Source organism: Pseudomonas sp. GL_135 (assembly GCF_057834665.1).
Genome location: NZ_CM174408.1, coordinates 2,706,745 through 2,731,360 on the forward strand (window position 1 = coordinate 2,706,745; position 24,616 = coordinate 2,731,360).

Consider the following 24,616-nt stretch of genomic DNA (forward strand, 5'->3'; position numbering starts at 1 on the left):
GGTCCTACATTTGCGTTCGCACACAATCTCATTGGACACACGAATCGTTGTAGGACCGGCTTTAGCCGGGAAGGGGCCATTGTGAACGCCATCGATTTTGCGGTGCGCCACCTGACGTCTTCCCGGCTAAAGCCGGTCCTACATTCGCGTTCACGCCCGATCCCACCGGGGTTTTGACATTTATTCAGCTTCCAGCTCCACCAGCACTGCCCCTTCCTTGACCATCTCACCTTCGGCGCAATACAGCGCTGCCACGGTGCCGGCGGTGTTCGCGCGGATACTGTGTTCCATTTTCATGGCTTCCAGCACCACCAGCGGAGTGCCGATCTGCACCTGTTCGCCCACGCTGACCAATACCCTAACAATGCTGCCATTCATGGGTGCGGTGAGGCCGCCTTGATGGCCGTGGCTCACATCCACCTCGGCAATAGGGTCAACCGAGCGGATCGCATGCACATCGCCCTGCCATTGCAGGTAAAGCGTTTCGGCCCGACGGATCGCGATGGTCTGGCGACGCACGCCATCCCGCTCGATCAGCAAGTGCTCGCCGTTCAAACGAACGCCTTGCTGCGAACCACTCCGCATCACCATGCTTCGGGACTCTGCGCCACACGCCAGGTGCAACGTCACTTCGCTTGGGCCGCCAAGGCGAAGACCGCGGGGGGTCGACCACGGCGAATGGGCGTCGTCGGATCTGATGGTCACCGCTGCAGTGCTCAGGTACGCCTGTGCCGCCAGCTGCCAGAATTCCTCGGTCAAGCCCTGGGCCGCTGGCAGCAGATCGTCTTGATAGCGAGGGATAAAACCGGTGTCCAGCTCGGCTTGGGCGAAGGCCGGGTGCGCGATAATGCGGCGCAGAAACGCAAGATTGGTCCTCAGGCCGCCGATGGCGAATTCGTTGAGCATCGCCAGCAGCCGCAAGCGCGCTTGTTCACGGGTTTCGCCCCAGGCGATCAGTTTGCCGAGCATCGGGTCGTAGAACGGCGAGACCTCGTCACCTTCCGCCACACCGCTGTCAACGCGACGTCCCGGGCCTTGGGAGGATTCCCGATACAGCGCCAGCGTCCCGGTGGCGGGCAGAAAGTCGTTGGCCGGGTCTTCCGCATACAACCGCACTTCAATCGCGTGACCGTTCAGCGGCACTTCGGCCTGGGTGATCGGCAGCGGCTCGCCCTGGGCCACGCGAATCTGCCAGGCCACCAGGTCCAGCCCGGTAATCGCCTCGGTCACCGGGTGCTCGACTTGCAGGCGCGTGTTCATCTCCATGAAGAAGAAATCGCCCCCGGCGTCCAGCAGAAACTCCACCGTGCCGGCACCGACGTAGCCAATCGCCTGAGCCGCACGCACCGCCGCTTCGCCCATGGCCTGACGCATCTGTGGTGTCAGGCCTGGCGCCGGGGCTTCTTCGACGACCTTTTGGTGACGGCGCTGAATCGAGCAGTCGCGCTCGTTGAGGTACAGGCAGTGGCCGTGCTGGTCAGCGAATACCTGAATCTCCACGTGGCGCGGCTTGAGCACGTACTTTTCGACGAGCATGCGCGAATCGCCGAACGACGACTGCGCCTCACGTTGCGCCGAGGCCAGCGCTTCAGCCAGATCCTCATCGCGCTCGACCACTTTCATGCCCTTGCCGCCACCTCCAGCCGTGGCCTTGAGCAGCACCGGATAACCGATGCGGGCGGACGCTTCGCGGAAGGTTGCGGCGTCTTGCGCATCGCCGTGGTAGCCGGGCACCAGCGGCACCCCAGCGGTTTCCATCAGCGACTTGGCCGCCGACTTGCTGCCCATGGCGTCAATGGCCGCGGCGGGCGGGCCGAGGAAAATCAGTCCAGCCTGTTCCACTGCCCGGGCGAAGCCTGCGTTTTCCGAGAGAAACCCATAACCCGGGTGGATGGCCTGGGCGCCACTGGCCTTGGCGGCTGCAATCAGCTTGTCGATCTGCAGGTAGCTCTCGCTGGCCTTGCTGCCGCCGAGGTTCACCGCGATGTCGGCCTCACGGACGTGCCGCGCGTGGCTGTCGGTGGCGCTGTGCACGGCGATGGTGGTGAGGCCCATGGCCTTGGCGGTGCGCATGACCCGGCAGGCGATTTCGCCGCGGTTAGCGATCAGCACCGAATTCAATGGTTGCATGTGCGGGACGCTCATCAGTGCGACTCTCCTTGTGGGGTGCGCGTGGCTTTTGGAGTGTCCGGATCGCCGCGCCAGGCGGGCTCGCGCTTTTGCAGGAACGCCCGCAGACCTTCCTGGCCTTCGGCGCTTACGCGAATCCGTGCGATGGCGTTTTCGCAATAGCGGCGCAGGGCAGGGGTCAGCTCACCGTCGGCGACTTCGCGCAGCAGGTCTTTGCTGACGCGCATGGCCTGGGGGCTGTTGAGCAGCAGGTTGGCGATCCAGTGTTCCAGGTGCTGTTCCAGCTCGGCGGCCGGGTAACACTCGGCCAACAGCCCGATCTCCCGCGCCCGGGCACCGTCGAAGCGTTCGGCGGTCAGCGCATAGCGTCGCGCATGACGTTCGCCGATGGCTTGCACCACGAACGGGCTGATCACCGCCGGGGCGAGCCCGATCTTCACTTCCGAGAGGCAGAACTGCGCATCCTCAGCGCCGATGGCCATGTCGCAGCAGCTGATCAGGCCCAGCGCGCCACCATAGGCCGCGCCTTGCACCACGGCGAGGGTCGGCGCCTTGAACTTGGCCAGGTTGTACATCAACTCGCCGAGTTCGCGGGCGTCGCCCAGGTTGGTGTTGTAGTCGAGGTTGGCCGACTCCTGCATCCAGGCCAGGTCGGCACCGGCGCTGAAGTGTCGGCCGCGTCCGCGCAACAGCAAAAAACGCAGGCTGTCGTCCTTCTGCAGCTGATCCAGAGCAATGATCAGCTCGCGAATCATCTGCGCGTTGAAGGCGTTGTTTTTCTCCGGCCGGTTGAGCCAGAGCGTGGCGAACCCTCGTGGGTCGAGGGCGATGTCGAGGGTGGCAAAATCATTCATGGGGGCGATTCTCTCGGGTCACATCCGGAACACGCCGAAGCGGGTCGGTTCGATGGCGGCGTTGAGTGAGGCGCTGATGGCCAGGCCGAGAATGTCGCGGGTCTGGGCGGGGTCAATGACGCCGTCGTCCCATAGCCGGGCGCTGGAGTACCAGGGGTGCCCCTGGTGCTCGTATTGATCAAGGATCGGCTGGCGCAGCGCGGTTTCTTCCTCGGCGCTGAAGGTCTGGCTGCTGCGTTCGGCCTGCTCACGCTTGACCTGCACCAGCACCCCGGCCGCCTGTTCGCCACCCATGACGCCGATCCGCGCGTTGGGCCACATCCACAGAAAGCGCGGGTCATAGGCGCGGCCGCACATACCGTAGTTACCTGCGCCGAAGCTGCCGCCGATGATTACTGTGAACTTGGGGACTTTCGCACAGGCCACGGCGGTGACCAGCTTGGCGCCGTGCTTGGCGATGCCACCGGCCTCGTACTTCTGGCCAACCATGAAGCCGGTAATGTTCTGCAGAAAGAGCAGAGGAATGCCGCGCTGGCAGGCCAGTTCGATGAAGTGCGCGCCTTTCTGCGCGGCTTCGGCGAAGAGGATGCCGTTGTTGGCGAGGATAGCGATCGGGTAGCCATGCAGATGGGCGAAGCCGCAGACCAGCGTGGTGCCGAACAGCGCCTTGAATTCATCGAACACCGAACCGTCCACCAGCCGCGCGATGACTTCTCGCACATCGAACGGCTGCTTGGCGTCTGCCGGGATCACGCCGTACAGCTCGTCATCGGCATACAGCGGTGCCTGGGGCGGGCGGGTCTGCAACTGGCCAAGCTTGCGCCAGTTCAGGTTGGCCACGCAGCGCCGTGCCAGCGCCAGCGCGTGATCATCGCTGTCGGCGTAATGATCGGCCACTCCGGAAATTTTGCAGTGCACATCGGCCCCGCCGAGGTCTTCGGCGCTGACCACTTCGCCCGTGGCGGCTTTCACCAACGGCGGCCCGGCGAGAAAGATGGTTGCTTGTTCGCGGACCATGATGGTTTCGTCGGCCATGGCCGGCACGTAGGCGCCGCCGGCGGTGCAGGAGCCCATGACCACCGCGATCTGGGCGATGCCCTCGGCGCTCATGTTGGCCTGATTGAAGAAGATCCTGCCGAAGTGTTCACGGTCGGGGAACACTTCGTCCTGACGGGGCAGGTTGGCGCCGCCGGAGTCCACCAGGTAGATGCACGGCAGGCGGTTTTGCTGGGCGATGGTCTGGGCGCGCAGGTGTTTTTTCACGGTGAGCGGGTAGTAGGTGCCGCCTTTCACCGTCGCGTCGTTGGCGATGATCATGCATTCGACGCCTTCGACCCGGCCAATGCCCGCAATGAGCCCAGCAGCCGGGACGTCTTCGCCGTACACGTCATGGGCGGCCAGCTGGCTGAGTTCGAGAAACGGCGAACCAAGGTCAAGCAGTCGACTGATTCGCTCCCGGGGCAGCAGCTTGCCCCGGGAGGTGTGGCGTTCCTGCGCTTTCGCACCGCCACCGCGCTGGACGTGGTCGAGCAGGCTGTGCAGGGCGTCGAGCTGCGTGCGCATGGCGTCAATGTTGCTGGCGAATTCCGGCGAGCGCGGGTTGATCAGGGTGTGCAGAGTGGTCATGGGGCCTCCGGCGCTGTCAGCGGGTTTCGTTGAACAGCTCACGCCCGATCAACATGCGGCGGATTTCACTGGTGCCGGCGCCGATCTCGTAGAGCTTGGCGTCGCGCAGCAGTCGTCCGGCCGGGAATTCGTTGATGTAGCCGTTGCCGCCGAGAATCTGGATGGTGTCCAGGCCGAACTGGGTCGCCCGTTCGGCGGTGTAGAGGATCACCCCGGCGGCGTCCTTGCGCGTGGTCTCGCCGCGCTCGCAGGCCTGGGCCACGGCGTACAGGTAGGCGCGGCTGGCGTTGAGCTGGGTGTACATGTCAGCGACCTTGCCCTGGATCAGCTGGAACTCGCCGATGCTCTGGCCGAACTGTTTGCGGTCGTGAATGTACGGCAGCACCACGTCCATGCACGCCTGCATGATCCCGACCGGGCCGCCCGAGAGCACGACGCGCTCGTAATCCAGGCCGCTCATCAGCACCTTCACGCCACCGTTGAGCGCACCGAGCAGGTTTTCTTCCGGCACCTCGACGTCATCGAAGAACAGCTCGCAGGTGTTGGAGCCGCGCATGCCGAGCTTGTCGAACTTGTTGCCCCGGGAGAAGCCGTGCCAGTCGCGCTCAACGATGAAGGCGCTGATGCCGTGGGCACCTTTCTCCAGGTCGGTCTTGGCGTAGATCACGTAGGTATTGGCGTCAGGTCCGTTGGTGATCCAGGTCTTGCTGCCGTTGAGGACGAATCGGTCGCCGCGTCGGTCGGCGCGCAGCTTCATCGAGACCACGTCGGAACCGGCGTTGGGTTCGCTCATCGCGAGGGCACCGACGTGCTCGCCGCTGATCAGTTTGGGCAGGTAGCGGGCTTTCTGTTCGGGCGTGCCGTTGCGGTTGATCTGGTTGACGCACAGATTGGAATGGGCACCGTAGGACAGCGCTGCGGAGGCAGAGCCCCGGCTGATTTCTTCCATGGCGATCACATGGGCCAGATAGCCAAGGCCCGCGCCGCCGTACTGCTCATCGACGGTAATACCCAGGAGGCCCATGTCGCCGAACTTGCGCCACATGTCGGCGGGAAAGAGATTGTCCTTATCGATCTGTGCAGCACGCGGGGCAAGCTCGGCGGCCACGAAGGCGCGCACTTGGTCGCGCAGCATGTCGAGGGTTTCGCCGAGGCCGAAGTTGAGCGTGGGGTAATTCATAAACTGCATCCCGTGTTGTTATTGGAGGGCTGTCAGGAGGGAATAAACGGTGTCACCTTTACGTTAACGTAAGCCTGCGGTCGGGTTGATGTCAACGGGGGCGAGGTGCTGGCCGCTGGAATAGGTAGAAGGGGAGGTTTACGAATGCCGGATAGCACGAAGGGGAGCCTGGGCTCCCCTTCAATTTCAACTGCATGCTCTTTTTATTATTAGGTGGCCTGTTGTTATTTTTGGCAGCCAGCCTTTTTTGCTTTTTTTGAGCGACCCCAAAGGGGGCCAAGAGCAAACGTATTTTTTTGAGCGCTGATCCGCTTCGATCTTTCGATCCGACTCGTCTGGTAGCTGCCTGAACGCAGTTTTATTGTTCTCAGTACGGTCGTGAGGCCAAAGCCCCAAGTGGAGCGATCCACTCCAAAAAAATCAGTTAGCTGCGTCTCTGTCCGTGTTGTTCTTGTTATGTCAGAGCCGATACGTCTTGTTTTTATTGGGTTATTGCATTTGTTATTTTTGTTGTACGTAAGGCATAGCAGAAGCCATGCCAACTTTGCTGAGGTCCCGGTTCTCGGGGGTTTCCGGAATTCACCGACGTGGATTCAAGGCCGAATCTGTCGCCAGGTGTTTCCGTGTTACCCGTTTCCCTGAACGCGATGGCGGGCAGGGTAACACTGTGTGACAACTTGTCGCACATCAGGCCGACAAACGTGCCTTTGCTACCCGCGAGCCGTTTGCTCGACCGAGGGTGTCGCTGATGCGTTGACCGGCGGTAATGAGCTTGTCCAGATCGATGCCGGTTTCGATGCCAAGGCCGTGCAGGAGGTAAACCACGTCCTCACTGGCCACGTTGCCGGTCGCGCCTTTGGCGTAAGGGCAGCCGCCGAGGCCGGCCACCGAGCTGTCGAACACGTGAATGCCTTCCAGCAGGCTGGCGTAGATATTGGCCAGCGCCTGGCCATAGGTATCGTGGAAGTGCCCGGCCAGCTTGCCGCGCGGAATCTGCCCGGCCACCACGTCGAACAGCGTGCGGGTGGCGCCCGGCGTGCCGGTGCCGATGGTGTCGCCGAGGGAAACCTCGTAGCAGCCCATGGCGAACAGCTCGTTGGCGACTGCCGCCACTTGCTTCGGCGCGATGTCACCTTCATAGGGGCAACCGAGCACGCAGGACACGTAGCCGCGCACGCTGATGCCGTGCAGGCGCGCCGCCTCCATGATCGGCAGAAAACGGTCCAGGCTTTCGCTGATCGAGCAGTTGATATTGCGCTGGGAGAACGATTCCGATGCGGCAGCGAACACGGCGACTTCTTTCACGCCAGCGGCGAGAGCGTCCTCGAACCCGCGCAAGTTGGGCGCCAGTGCAGCGTAGGTCACGCCATCCCTGGGCCGGATGCCGGCGAACAGTTCGGCGGACCCGGCCATCTGCGGCACCCATTTCGGCGAAACGAAACTGCCCGCTTCGATGTAGCTCACGCCCGCGTCGGCCAAATCCTGCACCAATTGAAGTTTGTCGACGACGCTGACCGGGCGGGATTCGTTCTGAAGGCCATCCCGAGGGCCGACTTCAACCAGACGCACACGTTGAGGGAGAGACATAGCGGCATCGTTCCTGAAAGGTTTGGCTTTAGGTTGTTGTTCTAATGAATTGATTCAGTTGGTTATTTCAAGCGCGGCCTTGCATCGCTCTTCCGCTGTGTCCAGCTCCAGCTGCATCTGCTGAATATCCAGCAGCTGCTGATCCAGTTGCGCGCGACGCTCGGCGATTTTTTCGAGCATGGTGCTCAATTGTTTGTGATTGCCACCGGCAGGGTCATACAGACCGATGAGGTCGCGGCATTCCGCGAGGGAAAAGCCAATGCGCTTGCCCCGCAGAATCAGCTTGAGGGTGACCTTGTCGCGGGCCGAATAAATCCGCTCCAACCCACGGCGTTCGGGGCTGAGCATGCCTTGTTCTTCGTAGAAGCGGATGGTGCGGGTGGTGATGTCCAGCTCGCGGGCGAGGTCGGAAATGCTATAGGTGGTAGCGGTCATGGCAGTGCTCGATACGGAAGGCATGGGCGTAACGTAAGTTGGGCTTTACGTTAACGTCAAGGGGCGTATCAATACCTTCTTCCCGACTGAAGCCGGTCCCACTGGATCGCCGCGTTCATCACTTGATGATCGCATTCCAATTGCAGGACTGGCTTCAGCCGGGAAGGCGTCGGCAGTCACACCTGAAATTGATGGTGTTCATACGGGCCTCTTCCCGGCTAAAGCCGGTCCCACTAAAAGACCGCGTGCATCCGTTGTTACTGGCTCGAACCCAAAGGTCTACTTCACCGCTGCTTCAAGTGTCTTGCCCAACTTGCGTTCCTGCGCCGTCACCAACTGGCAGAGCTCGATGATCTGCTCGCGCATCCAGCGGTTCGCCGGGTCCTGGTCGGTGCTTTCGTGCCAGTACAGGTGCGTCTCCACGGTCGGCACGTCGTTTACCGGCAGATACACGAAATGCAGGTCATTGCGTCGGGCGAAGCGCTCGGGAACGGTCATCACCATGTCGGTCTGCTGCAACACTTGCGAAGCCATCAGGTAGTGCTGGGACCGCAACGCGACCTTGCGCTGAATGCCCATTTTTCCCAACGCCAGGTCCACATAACCCAGGCCGCTGCGTCGACTGGAAATATGAATGTGCGCGACACCGAGGTAATCATCCAGGCTAATGGCGTCCTTGTTCGCCAGCGGATGGCCCCGACGCATGGCGCACACATAGTGGTCTTCCATCAGCTTGACGTGGCGCACCTGCGGGTCGGTGTTCAGCGGCGCATCCACCGCGAAATCCAGCCGGCCTGCCGCGAGTTCCTTGGTCGTTTCCCGGCGCTTGGACAGAAAGCTTTCGATGGTGACCGTGGGCGCCAGACGCCGCAGCCGCTGGAAAAGCGCCGGCAGAATCACTGCTTCGGTGAGGTCGGTCATGCTGATGCGGTAATTCTTGCTGGCCTGCAGCGGATTGAAAATCCGGCTTTCCTGCACCGACACCCGCAGCAGCGACAGGGCATTGCGTACCGGGCCGATGATGTTCTGCGCCATCGGCGTCGGCACCATGCCCTGGGCCGTGCGCACGAACAGCGGATCGTTGAAGGTTTCGCGCAGGCGGGACAAGGCGTTGGACACGGCAGGCTGTGTGATGCCGACGATCTGGCCGGCGCGGGTCAGGTTGGCTTCAGTGTAGATGGCGTCAAACACAATAAAGAGATTGAGATCGACCTTGCTCAGGTTCATTGCTGTGCGCCTCGTGCGTTTCTTGTTGTTTGGAATGCGCCGAATCATATATCGGTTATGAATGTTAATACACGCGGAGAATAGGTTAGATAAATGGGGGTCGCTGTTCTAGCATCGGATCACGACCTGACAACACCTCACAGAAGGCAGCTGCCCCATGGATTTCGCTTACTCCCCCAAGGTTCAGGCACTGCGCGAGCGCGTGACCGCCTTCATGGACGCCTACGTGTATCCCGCCGAGCCGGTGTTCGAGCGTCAAGTGGCCGAAGGCGACCGCTGGCAGCCAACCGCCATCATGGAGGAACTGAAAGCCAAGGCAAAAGCCGAGGGGTTGTGGAACCTGTTCCTGCCCGAATCCGAGCTAGGGGCAGGGCTGTCGAACCTCGAATACGCGCCGCTGGCGGAGATCATGGGCCGCTCGCTGCTGGGGCCGGAGCCCTTTAACTGTTCCGCGCCGGACACCGGCAACATGGAAGTGCTGGTGCGCTATGCCAATGACGCGCAGAAGCAAGAGTGGCTGGAACCCTTGCTGCGCGGCGAGATTCGCTCGGCGTTTGCGATGACCGAACCCGATGTCGCGTCCTCGGATGCCACCAACATGGCCGCGACAGCGGTGCGCGATGGCGATGAGTGGGTCATCAACGGCCGCAAATGGTGGACCTCCGGTGCGTGCGACCCGCGGTGCAAGATCATGGTGTTCATGGGCCTGAGCAACCCGGACGGCCCCCGCCACCAGCAGCATTCAATGATTCTGGTGCCGACTGACGCGGCCGGCGTGAAAATCGTGCGACCGCTGCCAGTGTTCGGCTACGACGATGCGCCCCACGGTCACGCCGAAGTACTGTTCGAAAACGTGCGCGTGCCGTACGAAAACGTTCTGTTGGGTGAAGGACGTGGCTTCGAAATCGCCCAGGGTCGCCTTGGCCCGGGAAGGATTCACCACTGCATGCGCTCGGTCGGCATGGCGGAACGCGCGCTGGAATTGATGTGCAAACGCTCGGTTCAGCGCACGGCGTTCGGGCGGCCGCTGGCCCGACTGGGCGGCAACATCGACAAAATCGCCGACTCGCGCATGGAGATCGACATGGCGCGCCTGCTGACGTTGAAGGCCGCGTACATGATGGATACCGTCGGCAACAAGGTGGCAAGAAGCGAGATCGCACAGATCAAAGTGGTCGCACCGAACGTTGCGTTGCGGGTGATCGACCGGGCAATCCAGATGCACGGTGGAGCCGGGGTATCCGGCGATTTCCCGCTGGCCTACATGTACGCCATGCAGCGCACCCTGCGCCTGGCCGACGGTCCGGACGAAGTGCATCGCGCGGCGATTGGGAAGTTTGAGATCGGCAAATATGTGCCGAAGGAGATGATGCGCAGCGAACATCGGTGATCGATGGGCGGAGTCGCCAGCGAGCCCAGCTTCATCAAGCGCGGCGGCACTGCAAATCTTCCTGATGACAAGCAATTTGTGGGAGCGAGCTTACTCGCGAAGAAGTCGGTAAATCGTTCAAGTTTTCAGCGCCTGAAATGCCTTCTTCGTGAGCAAGCTCACTCCCACATAGACCCCGTTCGCAGCGCGATTGCGCAGGTACCCGATGACAGGGTAGTGAATGGTTTGCACAGTAACTGCGTGCCTCAACCGCATCACTCCACCCAAACCTCCACCCGGCGGTTCTTGATCCGGCCTTCATCGCCATCGTTGCCAGCCACCGGCATTTCGTCGCCGAACCCGCGCACGTCACGCAGCACCACCTGATGTTTCAGCAGTTCCCGGCGCACGGCCATGGCCCGCAGTTTTGACAGCAATTGCGCCCGCGCCGGGTCGCTCTTGGCGTCGCCAAACCCCGCCAGCGTTACCTTCTTATCCAGCTTGTCATGGGCCTTCAGGTACTCGACCACGCGCTTGAGATCGAGCATTGCCTTGGTGTCCAGCGTCGCGCTGCCCTGGGCAAAACGGAAATTCACCGACAGCCGCTCGGCCTCACGGGCAAGGTTCTGATATTCCAGCGGCATCTGTGCTGTCGCCCGCACTTTCACCGCTTGAACCGTCTGCGCCACAAACCCGTTTTGCGCGACGATGGACTGTCCCTGTGGACGCTGGGCGAACCGCACCAGCGCCTTGGCCCAGCGCTGCCTCGAGTCGGGCGGCAGGTAGAAATACAGGCGGCGAGACAGTGGGTAATCTTCGGTGGCAATCAGGCTTGCCGTGGGCAGCATCGGTTTCGACTCACCGTCGATGATCGCCACGGCTTTGGCCTGGCGGATGTAGGGGAGGCCGATGAAACCGATGCCCTGACGGTCCTGGCTGACCTGATCGGACAATGCCTCACCGGACTCGAAGCGCCTGGCCTCCTTCGACAGCGTCTTCCCTGACCTGGCCAGCACCAGCTCATTGAAGGTGTCGTACGTACCGGACTGCTGATCCCGTGCGTATAAGTGGATAGGCCCGGACGGGCCACCCAATTGCTCCCAGTCGCGAATCTCCCCGGAAAAGATTTTCGCCAGTTGGGCCGTGCTCAGCTCGCGCAGCGGGTTGCCGGGGTGAAGGATCACTGCAACGCCGTCGATGGCGATCACCTGTTCGGCCTCATGACTGCGCAGATCGCCCAGGGCCGCCAAGTCGGTCGCTTCGTTGTTCTTGATGGGGCGTGAAGACGCGGCCACATCGGCAAGCCCGTCCTTCAGCGCCACAAACCCGGTGCTCGATCCGTGGGCAGCGATGTCGATGCTGACGTCCTGGCCCGAGGGCAAACGGGCGATGAGACGCATCTCGTTGGGGTTCGGGCCGGGTTGTTCCTGAACTGCCTGCGCGCCTTGCTGAGCCAGCAAGCCTTTGACCAGCGCCGGCCCCAGCTGCGCACCAATCGTGTTCGAGCCCTGAATGCGCAAGGCGGGTGAGCCGTCAGTGGGCGCGGGCAGGGCAGCCGCGTGCGTGTCGATCGCGAAAAGCGAAGCGAGCAGAACCAATACACGAGTGCGCAGCATGTGCGGCATCTTTATGGGAAAGGAAGTGGTCGGAGAATAAGACAGGCGAATGACGGCCAGATGACAGCTCGCGCCTTGTTGCGCGTTGGACGATCGAGCCGCAGGCACGGCGCCGCGCGACTCATCGTTTGAAGGTTCGGTTACTCCAGCTCAAGCCAGATCGGCGCGTGGTCGGACGGTTTGTCCATCGACCGCAGGTGATAATCCACGCCGGCTGCCTTGATGCGCGGTTGCAGCCCGTGGGATGCAAGGATCAGGTCGATGCGCAGGCCACGCTTGGGCTCGTCTTCAAAACCGCGACTGCGGTAATCGAACCAGCTGAATTGATCGACCACTTCCGGGTACAAATGGCGGAAGCTGTCCACCAAACCCCAACTCTTGAGTTTGCCGAGCCACTCGCGCTCTTCCGGCAGGAAGCTGCACTTGCCGGTTTTCAACCAGCGCTTGGCGTTGTCGGCGCCGATGCCGATGTCGCTGTCCTCAGGGGAAATGTTGACGTCGCCCATCACCAACAGCGGCTGGTCATTGCTGAAATGCGTCTCCAGCAGGTTCTGCAAATCCGCATAGAAACGCAGCTTGGCCGGGAATTTGGTCGGGTGATCACGGCTTTCGCCCTGTGGGAAATAGCCGTTCATGACCGTCACCGGATTGCCGTTGCGATCGGCGAACGTGCCCCAGATGAAACGGCGCTGGGCGTCCTCATCGTCGTTGTCGAAGCCCTTGTGAATCGACAGTGGCGCCTGACGCGAGAGGAGGGCGACGCCGTAATGACCTTTCTGACCGTGGAAATGCACGTGGTAACCCAGCGCTTCGACATCGGCCTGGGGAAATTGCTCGTCGGAGACCTTGGTTTCCTGCAAGCCAATGACGTCGGGTTGATGCTTCTCGATCAACGCCGCCAGTTGATGCGGTCGGGCGCGGAGGCCGTTGATATTAAAAGACACAATTTTCATGGGCGGCGCTCCTGGCAGCTCCTTACAAATACAAACGGCGATGCTAGCCGACCTGCCGGGCGACGGCCAGCGCCCGGTTCACTCGACGGGATCGCAAACGGCGGGTGGGCATTTCTGAACGATGGCCACGTCGCGGGAACTGCGCTTGCAGGCGGCGACTCGAAGCCTTGAAGACCACCACCCGAGCGGCCGCCCCGGGGCTCATCAAAAGGACGAACACCATGCCAGAACTGCCTAGCGAAACGGCGGAGATCCGTCAGCTCGACAGCGGCTACTCCCGCGAAACCCGCTCGCTGCTGTACCTCGCCTACCGCCAGGAGCCAAGCTTCGCCCACCTTTTCGAATCTGGCCGATCCGGTTACGAGCACCGGGTCAGGTCGACCATCCGCCAACTGGTCAAGCAGCACTTTCTTCAGGAAATGCCGGCGCTGGGCCTGTTCGTCGCAGACCGGCTGGTAGGCGCTGTGCTGATTGCCCCGCCGCAACGGCGGCTGGGCATCACCGAAAGCTGGGCCTGGCGCATTCGCATGTTGATGAGCACCGGCCTGCGCGGGACCCAGCGCTATCTGGAGTATTACTACGATGTGCTGGCCTGCGCGCCGTCCGAAGCGGTTCACGTGCTGCCGTTGTTCGGTGTCCACCCTGATTTCCAGGGCCAGCGCTACGGCGAGCAGTTGTTGCATGCCCTGCATGACTGGTGTGCCGAGGACAAGAACTCGGACGGGATCGTCCTCGACACCGGTAATGGCCACTATCTGGAGTTCTATCAACGACAGGGCTATGAGGAAATCGGTGAGGTCGCAGTAGGACCTGTCCGAGAACGCATATTTTTCCACCCAAACCCTCATGTTTCATTGGGTTCTGTGGCTTGAGCTACGCAAGCTCCTCAATTTCAGCGGGTTCCAGCAGCCCGCGTTGCTCGTGTAGCATTCGCGCCTATGAAGTTTCCCCGTCGATACACCAGTGGCTTTGTCTTGATGTTGTCCAGCTGCGCGGCATTCGCCGATGCGCAGCTGGAGGTCCGGATCAAGCCGTCCAACGCCGCGCTCAAATCCAACATCGAAGGGTATGTGGGCAGTCTCGGCGAGCGCGACGAGCCGGCCCTCGAACGCTTCAGCGTGGGGGCCGTCGAGCAGGCGCAGAAGGCTGCTCAGGCCCTTGGCTATTACCAGGCGCAGATTGACAGCGAAGTCCGCCACGTCGACAACAACCTTCAACTGCTGCTGAAGGTCGAGGCCGGCGAGCCTGTCCACCTGCGCAACGTGTCCATCCGCGTAACCGGGCAGGCCACCCAGCTCAAGAGCTTCCGCGTGCCTAAAGGCGACGCCCTGAAATCCGGCGCAGTACTCAATCATGGTGTCTACGAGGACGCCAAGCACCTGATCGAAACCCAGGCCGCACGCTATGGCTTTTTCAATGGCCGGTTTGTGACCCAGCGCCTGTCCGTTGACCCCCGTGCCGGCGTCGCCGACATCGAGCTGGTTTACGACAGCGGGCCACGTTTTTCCTTGGGTAAAGTGACCTTCAGCGGCGACGCGCCGTTCGATGAAGACCTGCTGCAGCGAATGGTGCCTTTCAAGCAGGACACGCCCTACGACTCCGAACTCATCGCCGAACTCAACCAGGCCATGCAGGCAAGCGGCTATTTTGAAGGCGTGCGAGTCAATGCAGCGCCCACAGACGCCCAGGCCCAGGTCATTCCGGTGGACGTCCAGCTGCAGACCCGCAAGCCCCGGACCATGGGGCTGGGCGTCGGCTATTCAACCGACGTCGGCCCCCGGGTAAAAGCCAACTGGACGCGACACTGGGTCAATCCCCAAGGCCACAGTTACGGCGCCGAAGCCGAAATCTCCGCGCCACGGCAAAACGTCGGCCTGTTCTACGACATCCCCCTGGACCCGCCCTTGACCGACAAGCTGCGTTTCGCCGGCGGCTACCAGTATGAAGAAATCGCCGACACCGACAGTCTCAGCAAACTGCTGACCGTCGGCCCCGAATGGCACAGCAAACTGCCCAGCGGCTGGGAGCGTGTGATCTCGCTGAAGTGGCAGCGCGAAGAGTACAGACTGGGCAATGACGAAGGCCTGAGCACCTTGCTCATGCCCGGTGTCAGCTATTCATACCTGCGCAGCGATAACCGGATCGACCCGCACAATGGCTACCGGCTGCAGTTCGACACCCAGGTCGCCAAGGAAGGGCTGGGCTCGGATGCCAACCTCTTGCACGGCACAGTCATGCTCAAAGGGCTGACCACCGTGGCGCAGAATCACCGCTTCCTCGGCCGGGTGCAGGTCGGCGGCAGTGCCACCAATGGCTACAAATCCATCCCGCCGTCCCTGCGCTTTTTTGCCGGTGGCGACCAGAGCGTGCGCGGCTATGACTATCAATCGCTGTCACCGGAAAACTCCGACGGCGACAAAATTGGCGGCCGCTATATGATCGCCGGCAGCGCCGAATATCAGTACTCGATCGCCGAAAAGTGGCGCGTGGCGGCATTCGTCGACCAGGGCAACTCGTTCAATTCTCTGGACCTGCCAAGCCTCAAGACCGGCGTGGGCATCGGTGTGCGCTGGGTGTCACCGGTCGGGCCGCTGCGCCTGGACCTCGCCCACGCGCTGGATGAAGAAGGCGGTATTCGTCTGCACTTCTCGATGGGACCTGAACTGTGACGAACATGGCTTTGTTGAAGCGCACCCTGGCCATAACGGCGATTACCCTGCTGTCGTTGGTGATCTTCGTGGGGCTGACATTAACGCTCCTTCTCGGCACTCAAGGCGGCAGTCGATGGGCTCTCGGGCTTGTTCCGGGCCTGTCGGTCGAGGGGTTTTCCGGTCGTCTGGGCGGCGCATGGCAGGCGGATCACCTGGTCTGGCAGCACGACCAGAGCAAGGTCGAAATCGACGCGCCAGTATTCGACTGGTCCCCGGCGTGCCTGGCCCGCATGACGCTGTGCATCGACAACCTGCAAACCGGCGACATCCGCCTGCAATTCCCGCCTTCGAGCGACGAAGCCAGCAGCGGCCCCATTAAACTGCCGGATCTCAAGCTGCCCCTGGCGTTGCAACTGGGCCGCGTGCAGGTCGGCAGCCTGCACCTGGACGGCACCGAACAGGTTCGCGACGTGCAGCTGGCGGCCCACTGGACTGCTGAAGGCCTGAAGATCGATTCGCTGCACGCTGCTCGTGATGACATCGCGCTTGATCTTACAGGGCTGCTCAAACCCGAGGGGGACTGGCCGCTGACGGCCGAGGGGCAGCTGAAGCTGCCAGACGTCAGCGGTCAGCCGTTATCTATGGCGCTTAATGTTCAGGGCGATCTGCTCAAGACATTGACGCTCAATGCGCAGAGCAAGGGCTACATTGACGCTCATCTCGTCGGCGAGCTGCAGCCCTTGGTTGAGCACCTGCCAGCCAATATCGCCATCACCAGCAACGCCTTCAAACCCAGTGCCGATTTGCCTGACACACTGCAGCTCAACCAGTTGGTTCTCAACGCCAAGGGCGACCTTTCTCAAGGCTATGCCATCACCGGCAGCGCGAGCCTTCCCGCCGAAAAAGGCCCGGTGGCGCTGGCGTTACAAGGCCGGGTCGACGCCAAGGGCGCGGACATCGCAGCGCTTGACCTGACCGCCAGTGACAATCAGCGTCTCAAGGCCAGCGGCAAGCTGGACTGGCAACAGGGCCTGCGCGCCGACGCAAAAATCGACTGGCTCGATTTCCCGTGGCATCGCCTGTACCCGCTGATCGACGAGCCGCAGGTCAGCGTGCATGCGTTCACTGGTGAGGTGTCCTACACCGATGGCAAATACCTCGGCCATTTCTCCGGTGACTTCAAAGGCCCGGCCGGCCCCTTCACGTTGCAGAGCCCGTTCAGCGGCGATCTGCAGCAGGTCTTTCTGCCCCAGCTCGAACTGGCGGCCGGGCAGGGCAAGGCCAGCGGTCATCTAAACCTGCAATTTGCCGACGGCATCGCCTGGGACACAGCGCTGGATCTCAGTGCCATCGATCCCGCGTACTGGGTCGCGGAGCTGCCAGGCTCGCTGGCGGGTCCGCTGCGCAGCAAAGGGTCGCTGCGTAACGAGCAATTGAACCTGAACGCCGACCTGGATCTGAAAGGGCGTCTGCGCGGTCAGCCTGCTGTGCTGCAGGCCAAGGCCGATGGCGCCGACAACACATGGAATCTCAACGCCCTTGAGATTCGCCTGGGTGACAACCGGATTCAAGGCTCGGGCAGCCTGCAGCAGAAAATCGCCGGACAGATGGACATCAACCTCCCGCGACTCGGTCAGCTGTGGCCCGGGTTGCAAGGGCAGCTGAAAGGGCGCGTCGACGTTGCTGGCACCGTGCAGGCGCCCCAGGGGCAATTGACTTTACAGGGCACTCAGCTGGCCTTTGAGGCGAACAAGCTGCAAGCCCTTACTTTGGCGGCCAAGCTCGACAGCGCCCAGCGCGCGACCCTTGACCTGAAGAGCACCGGCATTCAAGCGGGCGACATCGCGCTGGGTGCCTTGAATGTGAACGGCCAGGGCGACATCAAGCGTCAACAAGTCAAATTCGATCTTAAAGGGCCCCTGCTCAAACTGGCCCTCGCGCTGGACGGCAACCTGGACAAAGGCAACTGGCGGGGGCGTCTGGCCAGCGGTGACATCCAGAGCGGCGGGCAGGACTGGAAGTTGCAGCAGCCGGCCAAACTGGAGCGCCTTGCAGACGGTAAGGTCAACTTCGGTGCCCATTGCTGGGTGTCGGGGCCTGCGAGTTTGTGCGGCGAAGATCAGCGTCTGATGCCGGAACCGCGCCTGCGTTACCACCTCAAGCGCTTCCCGCTGGAAAGTCTGGCGCAATGGCTGCCCAAGGATTTCGCCTGGAAGGGTGCATTGAATGCGGATATTCAGCTGGACGTGCCGGCTGCCGGCCCCAATGGTCAGGTGGTCATCGACGCCAGTGGCGGAACACTGCGGGTCAAGGACAAGCGCCAGTGGCTGGACTTCCCCTACGACACGCTTAAGTTGACCAGCAGCCTGACGCCGAAGAAAGTCGACACCAGCCTGAATTTTCGTGGGGGCAAGCTCGGCGAGTTGTTGGCCCGATTGAGCATCGACCCGATCGCCAAAAACAAGCCCGTCACCGGGGACTTCACCCTGAGCGGCCTGGACGTGTCGGTTGTTCGGCCGTTTGTGCCGATGGTGGAAAAACTCAATGGCAAGCTCAACGGCAGTGGTCGGGTTTCGGGCAGCCTGCTGGCGCCGCAGATCAACGGCAATGTGGCGCTCACCGACGGCGAAGTCTCCGGGCCGGAGGTACCCGTGAGCTTTGAAAAGCTCAACGTCCAAGCCCTGATTGCCGGCGAGCGCGTCGATTTGACCGGCAAATGGAACAGCGGCCCGACAGGTCAGGGCAGCATTGGCGGGCACGTGGCCTGGGCCGACGCACTGGATGTCGACGTAGCATTGAAAGGTACGCGCCTGCCGATAACGGTTGAACCCTACGCCAAGCTGGAGGCGGCCCCGGACCTGAAGATCACCCTGCAGGGCGACCGGCTCGCGGTGTCGGGCAAAGTCCTCATCCCGAAAGGCGAAATCACTGTGCGGCAGCTGCCGCCGTCGACCGTGAAAGTCTCCGATGACACGGTGATCGTCGGCCAGCAGACCAAGCAGGGCAAAACCCCGCTGGCCATCGCCATGGACGTCAATGTCGAAGTGGGCCAGGAGACCTTGAGCTTCACAGGCTTCGGCCTGACCGCCAATCTCGCCGGCCACGTGCACATCGGCGACAACATGGACACGCGGGGCGAGTTGAACCTCAACGACGGTCGCTACCGCGCGTACGGCCAGCGCCTGACCATCCGCAAGGCCCGCCTGTTGTTTGCAGGACCGGTTGATCAGCCGTATCTGGACATCGAAGCCATCCGTCAGACCGACGACGTGATTGCCGGCATCCGCCTGAGCGGCAGCGCCGAACAGCCGACCACCACGGTGTTTTCCGAACCGGCCATGAGCCAGGAGCAGGCATTGTCCTATCTGGTGCTGGGCCGTCCGCTGAGCACCAATGGTGAAGACAGCAACATGGTCGCCCAGGCTGCGCTGGCACTGGGCCTGGCCGGCGGTTCGTCGACGGCGGGCAAGCTGGCGTCCGGGTTGGGCATTCGGGATTTCGATCTGGACACCTCAGGCAGCGGCGACAAGACAGCGGTAGTCGCCAGCGGCAAGATCACCGACAAGCTCAGCCTGCGCTATGGCGTGGGGGTATTCGAACCGGCCAACACCCTGACCTTGCGTTACCTGTTGAGCAAGAAGGTGTATCTGGAGGTCGCGGGCGGCGTGGCGAGCTCTCTGGATATTTTTTACAAGCGTGATTTTTAACAGCCGCGGCACTGTCAGAATATTCATTCCTGGCGGTAGGTGACCCTGTGTTTTCATGGTTAACTTCCGCCCTTGCATGCCACCTCAAACAAGGAATCAGCTCATGCCACAAGTGACTCGTAAAGGCTCCCCGGTACAGATCAGCGGCGAACTGCCGAACGCTGGAAGCAAGGCGCCCGCCTTCACGCTGGTGGCGGGCGACCTGTCTGACGCCACCCTGGAAACCTTCGCCGGCAAGCGCAAGGTGTTGAACATTTTCCCGAGCGTCGACACGCCGACCTGCGCCACCTCCGTGCGCAAATTCAACGCCCAGGCCAACGAGCTCAACAACGCCGTTGTGCTGTGCATCTCCGCCGACCTGCCGTTCGCCCAGGCACGTTTCTGTGGTGCGGAAGGTCTGGAAAATGTGAAGAACCTGTCCACCATGCGCGGCGCGCAGTTCATGCAGGATTACGGCGTTGCCATTGCCGACGGCTCCATGAAGGGCCTGACCACCCGTGCCGTGGTGGTACTGGACGAAAACGATATTGTCCTGCATAGCGAACTGGTACCGGAGATCGGCCAGGAGCCGAACTACGACGCAGCGCTGGCCGTATTGAAGTAAGCTCCCTCACGGCGTATTGCCATCATCGGATTGCAGTTCCCGGCAACCTCCAGGCGGCCTGACTCCCTCAGGCCGTTTTTTATTGGTACGTCAGCACCTTATCCAAAGTAAGCACTAGGTAAATTGCCGGTAAAGGCCCTTTGCCTCGCTGATTTCTGTGCTTATTGTTCAGCTTCCCGAAGACGCTCACGCGCACACTGGTTGATTTATTCATGCAATCGTCTGGCCCCCGCAATTCCCGTCGCTGGCTGATAAGCCTGTTGGTTCTGTTGATCGTCGCTGGCCTGTGCTGGCGCTTCTGGCCAGGCTCTGCGTCGAAGCCGGACACTGCCGCGCAGAAAACCGATCAAGCCCAGGCCAGCGCGAGCCGCAGCAGCGGGAACGGCAAAGCGGCGGCCAAGCGTCCCGGTTTCGGCGGCTCGACCGTTCCGGTGCCGGTGCGGGTGGCGACTGCTACCACCGGTGATTTCCCCATCTACTACAAAGCCCTCGGCACCGTGACCGCGCTGAACACGATCAACGTGCGCAGCCGTGTAGCGGGGGAATTGATGAAGATCAATTTCCAGGAAGGCCAGCAGGTCAAGGCCGGCGATCTGCTGGCGGTGATCGACCCGCGCAGCTACCAGATCGCGCTGCAGCAGGCGGAGGGCACGCTGATGCAGAACCAGGCGCTGCTCAAGAATGCTCAACTCGACGTACAGCGTTATCGGGGCCTGTACAAAGAAGACAGCATTGCCAAGCAAACCCTGGACACGGCCGAGTCCCTCGTCGGCCAGTACCAGGGAACCATCAAGACCAATCAGGCGGCCGTGGGCGACGCAAAGCTCAATCTGGAGTTCTCCCAGATTCGGGCGCCGATCTCGGGTCGCATCGGTCTGCGCCAGCTGGACGTCGGCAATTTGGTGGCGGCCAATGACACCAACCCGTTGGTCGTGATCACTCAAATCAAACCAATCACCGTGAACTTCACGCTGCCGGAAAAAGACCTGGCCGAGGTGCTCAGCCGCTACCGCAGCGGTGACAAACTGCCCGTCGAAGCGTGGGATCGCGGTGACCTGAAGCTTCAGGCCACCGGCGTGCTCGCCAGCATTGACAACCAGATCGACATCACCACCGGCACGTTGAAGTTCAAGGCGCGTTTCGATAACGACAACGAAGCGCTGTTCCCCAATCAGTTCGTGAACGCGCGCCTGCTCGCCAATACCCTGAAAAACGTGGTGCTGGTGCCGTCGGCCGCCGTGCAGTTCGGCGTCAACGGCACCTTTGTGTACGTGATGGACGGCGACAAGACCGTGCGCATTCGCCCGCTCAAGACCGGGCCGAGCGACGAGAACTCCACGGTGATCACTGAAGGTCTAGCGGCCGGGGACCGCGTGGTGCTCGAAGGCACCGACCGCCTGAAAGACGGCAGCGCGGTAGACGTGGTCAACGACAGCAAGGACGTTCCGGCCACGCCGGGCCAGCAGTTGCAGGGCAAGCCGTCGAAAGAGCCCGGTGAGTCGGCCAATGCCGGGACGGCGAAGAAAGGCAACGTATGAACCTGTCACGGCTGTTCATCCTCAGGCCGGTCGCCACCACGCTGAGCATGCTTGCCATCGTGCTCGCGGGTCTGATCGCGTACACGCTGCTGCCGGTGTCGGCATTGCCCCAGGTGGATTACCCGACCATTCGGGTGATGACGCTGTACCCGGGCGCCAGTCCACAAGTGATGACCAGTGCCGTGACCGCGCCCCTTGAGCGCCAGTTCGGGCAGATGCCGGGCCTGACCCAGATGGCCTCGACCAGCTCAGGCGGCGCCTCGGTCATCACGCTGCGTTTCAGCCTCGACATCAACATGGACGTGGCCGAGCAGGAAGTGCAGGCGGCGATCAACGGCGCGACCAACCTGCTGCCAAGCGACCTGCCGGCGCCGCCGACGTACAACAAGGTCAACCCGGCCGACACGCCGGTCCTGACCCTGGCGATTACCTCAAAGACCATGCTGCTGCCCAAACTCAACGATCTGGTCGACACGCGCATGGCGCAGAAGATCGCGCAGATCAGCGGAGTGGGCATGGTGACCATCGCCGGCGGCCAGCGTCAGGCGGTGCGGATCAAGGTCAACGCTGACGCATTGGCGGCCAACGGCCTGAACCTGGCAGACGTGCGCACCTTGGTCAGCGCTTCCAACGTCAACACCCCCAAGGGTAATTTCGACGGCCCGACGCGGGTGTCGATGCTCGACGCCAATGATCAGCTCAAATCCCCCGAAGAGTACGCCAACCTGATCCTGGCGTACGCCAACGGCGGCCCGCTGCGGCTCAAGGACGTCGCCGAGATCGTCGACGGCGCCGAAAACGATCGCCTCGCCGCCTGGGCCAACGAAAACCAGGCCGTGCTGCTGAATATCCAGCGTCAACCGGGCGCCAACGTCATTGACGTGGTCGACCGGATCAAGGCGCTGCTGCCCAGCATCACCGAAAACCTGCCCGCCGGGCTGGATGTCACCGTGCTGACCGACCGCACGCAGACCATCCGCGCCTCGGTCAGCGACGTGCAGCACGAGCTGATGATCTCCATCGTGCTGGTGGTGCTGGTGACCTTTCTGTTCCTGCGGCGCTTCAGCGCGACGATCATTCCGTCGGTGGCCGTGCCGCTGTCGTTGATCGGCACTTTCGGCGTCATGTACCTCGCTGGTTTCTCGGTCAACAACCTCACTTTGATGGCGATGACCATTGCCACCGGTTTCGTGGTGGACGACGCTATCGTCATGCTGGAGAACATTTCCCGGCACCTGGAGGAGGGCGAGACCCCCTTGCAGGCGGCGCTCAAAGGCGCGCGACAGATCGGCTTCACCCTGATCTCGCTGACCATTTCCCTGATCGCCGTGCTCATTCCGCTGTTGTTCATGGCCGACGTGGTCGGGAGGCTGTTCCGCGAATTCGCCATCACCCTTGCGGTGGCGATCCTGATTTCCCTGGTGGTGTCACTCACGTTGACGCCGATGATGTGCGCGCGCCTGCTCAAGCGTGAGCCGAAAGAAGAAGAGCAGGGCCGCTTCTACCGGGCCAGCGGTGCGTGGATCGACTGGCTGGTCGCCGCGTATGGGCGCAAGTTGCAGTGGGTGCTCAGGCATCAGCCATTGACCCTGTTGGTGGCCATTGCCACCCTCGGGATTACGGTGCTGCTGTATCTGGCAGTGCCCAAGGGCTTCTTCCCGGTGCAGGACACCGGCGTGATTCAGGGCATTTCCGAAGCACCTCAGTCGGTGTCGTTCGCCTCCATGAGCCAGCGTCAGCAGGCCCTGGCGAAAATCATCCTCAAGGATCCGGCTGTCGCCAGTCTGTCGTCTTACATCGGCGTCGACGGCGACAACGCGACCCTCAACAGCGGCCGCATGCTGATCAACCTCAAGCCCCACGGCGACCGGGATGTCACGGCGTCCGAAGTGATCCAGCGCTTGCAGCCCGAGGTCGATCAGCTGTCGGACATCCGCCTGTTCATGCAGCCTGTGCAAGACCTGACCATCGAAGACCGGGTCAGTCGTACTCAGTACCAGTTCAGCATGTCGTCGCCGGACGCCGACCTGCTCAATCTGTGGAGCGGCAAGCTGGTTGAGGCGCTGGTTCAGCGTCCGGAATTGACCGATGTCGCCAGCGACCTGCAGGACAAGGGTTTGCAGGTGTTTCTCAACATCGATCGAGATGCTGCCAGCCGGCTCGGCGTGACCGTTGCCAACATCACCGACGCGCTATACGACGCCTTCGGCCAGCGGCAGATTTCCACTATCTACACCCAGGCCAGCCAGTACCGCGTGGTGCTGCAGGCGGATTCGCGCAGTGAACTCGGCCCCGAGGCGCTGGAGCAGATTCACGTCAAGACCACCGACGGCGGGCAGGTCAAGCTGTCGAGTCTGGCCCGGGTCGAGCAGCGTCAGGCGCAACTGGCAATCGCCCACATCGGGCAGTTTCCGGCGGTGATGATGTCGTTCAACCTGGCGCCAGGCGTTGCGCTGGGCGAGGCCGTGGAAGTCATCGAGCAGGTGCAGAAAGACATCGGCATGCCAATCGGCGTGCAGACGGAATTCCAGGGCGCGGCCGAAGCCTTTCAGGCCTCATTGTCCAGCACGCTGCTGTTGGTGCTGGCGGCGGTGATTACCATGTACATCGTGCTGGGCGTGCTCTATGAGAGCTATATCCACCCGATCACCATTCTGTCGACCCTGCCGTCGGCGGCCATCGGTGCGCTGCTGGCGCTGATCATCAGCGGCAACGACCTGGGCATGATCGCCATCATCGGCATTATCCTGCTGATCGGTATCGTCAAGAAGAACGCGATCATGATGATCGACTTCGCCCTCGACGCCGAACGTAACCGTGGGATCGACCCGCAGACCGCCATCTATGAAGCGGCACTGCTGCGCTTCCGGCCCATTCTCATGACGACCCTGGCGGCACTGTTCGGCGCGATCCCGCTGATGTTCGCCTCGGGCTCCGGCGCCGAGCTGCGCCAGCCCCTGGGTCTGGTAATGGTCGGTGGCCTGCTGGTCAGCCAGGTGCTGACGCTGTTCACCACGCCGGTCATCTATTTGTACTTTGATCGGTTGGGGCGTCGGTTTGCGCGGCAGCCCAAGACCGAGGCGGCGCTATGACCGGCCAGCTGCAAGCCTCAAGCTTCAAGCTGCAAGCTAGAAGCAGC

16 protein-coding genes are annotated in these 24,616 nt (G+C 62.0%); 7 read left to right on the forward strand and 9 right to left on the reverse strand.

Features of this window, described 5'->3' with window-relative positions:
* Positions 1-180 precede the first annotated feature (180 nt).
* From AC3ISG_RS11935 to AC3ISG_RS11965, 7 genes are all read right to left on the reverse strand, one after another.
* Positions 181-2,145 carry an acetyl/propionyl/methylcrotonyl-CoA carboxylase subunit alpha gene (locus tag AC3ISG_RS11935; RefSeq protein WP_489299376.1) on the reverse strand — a complete coding sequence of 655 codons (1,965 nt, stop codon included), beginning with the start codon at positions 2,143-2,145 and terminating at the stop codon, positions 181-183.
* Positions 2,145-2,984 carry a gamma-carboxygeranoyl-CoA hydratase gene (locus AC3ISG_RS11940; RefSeq protein ID WP_489299377.1) on the reverse strand — a complete coding sequence of 280 codons (840 nt, stop codon included), beginning with the start codon at positions 2,982-2,984 and terminating at the stop codon, positions 2,145-2,147. Before AC3ISG_RS11940 ends, AC3ISG_RS11935 begins: the two co-directional genes overlap by 1 nt.
* A gap of 18 nt (positions 2,985-3,002) precedes the next feature.
* Entirely contained in the window at positions 3,003-4,610 is a 1,608-nt protein-coding gene (locus AC3ISG_RS11945; protein ID WP_489299378.1) for a carboxyl transferase domain-containing protein, read from the reverse strand.
* Positions 4,611-4,626: 16 nt separating this feature from the next.
* Positions 4,627-5,790: an isovaleryl-CoA dehydrogenase gene (locus AC3ISG_RS11950; RefSeq protein ID WP_122624943.1), complete on the reverse strand. Its 1,164-nt coding sequence runs from the start codon at positions 5,788-5,790 to the stop codon at positions 4,627-4,629.
* A gap of 687 nt (positions 5,791-6,477) precedes the next feature.
* Positions 6,478-7,377 (reverse strand): hydroxymethylglutaryl-CoA lyase, encoded by a 900-nt coding sequence (locus tag AC3ISG_RS11955; protein ID WP_489299379.1) that lies wholly within the window; start codon positions 7,375-7,377, stop codon positions 6,478-6,480.
* 54 nt (positions 7,378-7,431) lie between these two features.
* A complete protein-coding gene (locus tag AC3ISG_RS11960) occupies positions 7,432-7,812 on the reverse strand; it encodes a MerR family transcriptional regulator (RefSeq protein WP_122535218.1) in 381 nt (126 codons plus the stop codon).
* A 279-nt stretch (positions 7,813-8,091) separates the two neighbouring features.
* On the reverse strand, positions 8,092-9,039 hold the full coding sequence (locus AC3ISG_RS11965; protein WP_122535220.1) for a LysR family transcriptional regulator: 948 nt from the start codon (positions 9,037-9,039) through the stop codon (positions 8,092-8,094).
* A 157-nt stretch (positions 9,040-9,196) separates the two neighbouring features.
* Here AC3ISG_RS11965 and AC3ISG_RS11970 point away from each other — a divergent pair, with 157 nt between their 5' ends.
* Positions 9,197-10,429, forward strand: a complete 1,233-nt coding sequence (locus AC3ISG_RS11970; RefSeq protein ID WP_122624946.1) for an acyl-CoA dehydrogenase — start codon at positions 9,197-9,199, stop codon at positions 10,427-10,429.
* Positions 10,430-10,683: 254 nt separating this feature from the next.
* On the opposite strand, the gene AC3ISG_RS11975 is transcribed toward AC3ISG_RS11970, so the two are convergent.
* Positions 10,684-12,024, reverse strand: coding sequence for a substrate-binding domain-containing protein (locus AC3ISG_RS11975; RefSeq protein WP_489299380.1), 1,341 nt, complete (start codon positions 12,022-12,024; stop codon positions 10,684-10,686).
* A gap of 140 nt (positions 12,025-12,164) precedes the next feature.
* On the reverse strand, positions 12,165-12,977 hold the full coding sequence (gene xthA, locus AC3ISG_RS11980; RefSeq protein ID WP_489299381.1) for an exodeoxyribonuclease III: 813 nt from the start codon (positions 12,975-12,977) through the stop codon (positions 12,165-12,167).
* Between the two features lie 221 nt (positions 12,978-13,198).
* Between xthA and AC3ISG_RS11985 the strand changes: the two genes are divergently transcribed.
* The 6 genes from AC3ISG_RS11985 (at position 13,199) to AC3ISG_RS12010 (ending at position 24,569) form a co-directional block, all read left to right on the forward strand.
* Positions 13,199-13,849, forward strand: a complete 651-nt coding sequence (locus tag AC3ISG_RS11985) for a GNAT family N-acetyltransferase (RefSeq protein ID WP_489299382.1) — start codon at positions 13,199-13,201, stop codon at positions 13,847-13,849.
* 66 nt (positions 13,850-13,915) lie between these two features.
* Positions 13,916-15,646 carry an autotransporter assembly complex protein TamA gene (locus AC3ISG_RS11990; RefSeq protein WP_489299383.1) on the forward strand — a complete coding sequence of 577 codons (1,731 nt, stop codon included), beginning with the start codon at positions 13,916-13,918 and terminating at the stop codon, positions 15,644-15,646.
* 5 nt (positions 15,647-15,651) lie between these two features.
* Complete coding sequence (locus AC3ISG_RS11995; protein ID WP_489299384.1) at positions 15,652-19,335, forward strand: translocation/assembly module TamB domain-containing protein; 3,684 nt, start codon at positions 15,652-15,654, stop codon at positions 19,333-19,335.
* A gap of 103 nt (positions 19,336-19,438) precedes the next feature.
* Positions 19,439-19,939, forward strand: coding sequence for a thiol peroxidase (gene tpx, locus AC3ISG_RS12000; RefSeq protein WP_489299385.1), 501 nt, complete (start codon positions 19,439-19,441; stop codon positions 19,937-19,939).
* A 197-nt stretch (positions 19,940-20,136) separates the two neighbouring features.
* A complete protein-coding gene (locus AC3ISG_RS12005; RefSeq protein ID WP_489299510.1) occupies positions 20,137-21,477 on the forward strand; it encodes an MdtA/MuxA family multidrug efflux RND transporter periplasmic adaptor subunit in 1,341 nt (446 codons plus the stop codon).
* Entirely contained in the window at positions 21,474-24,569 is a 3,096-nt protein-coding gene (locus AC3ISG_RS12010) for an MdtB/MuxB family multidrug efflux RND transporter permease subunit (protein WP_489299386.1), read from the forward strand. The genes AC3ISG_RS12005 and AC3ISG_RS12010 overlap by 4 nt, the downstream gene beginning before the upstream one ends.
* The last annotated feature ends 47 nt before the right edge of the window (positions 24,570-24,616 follow it).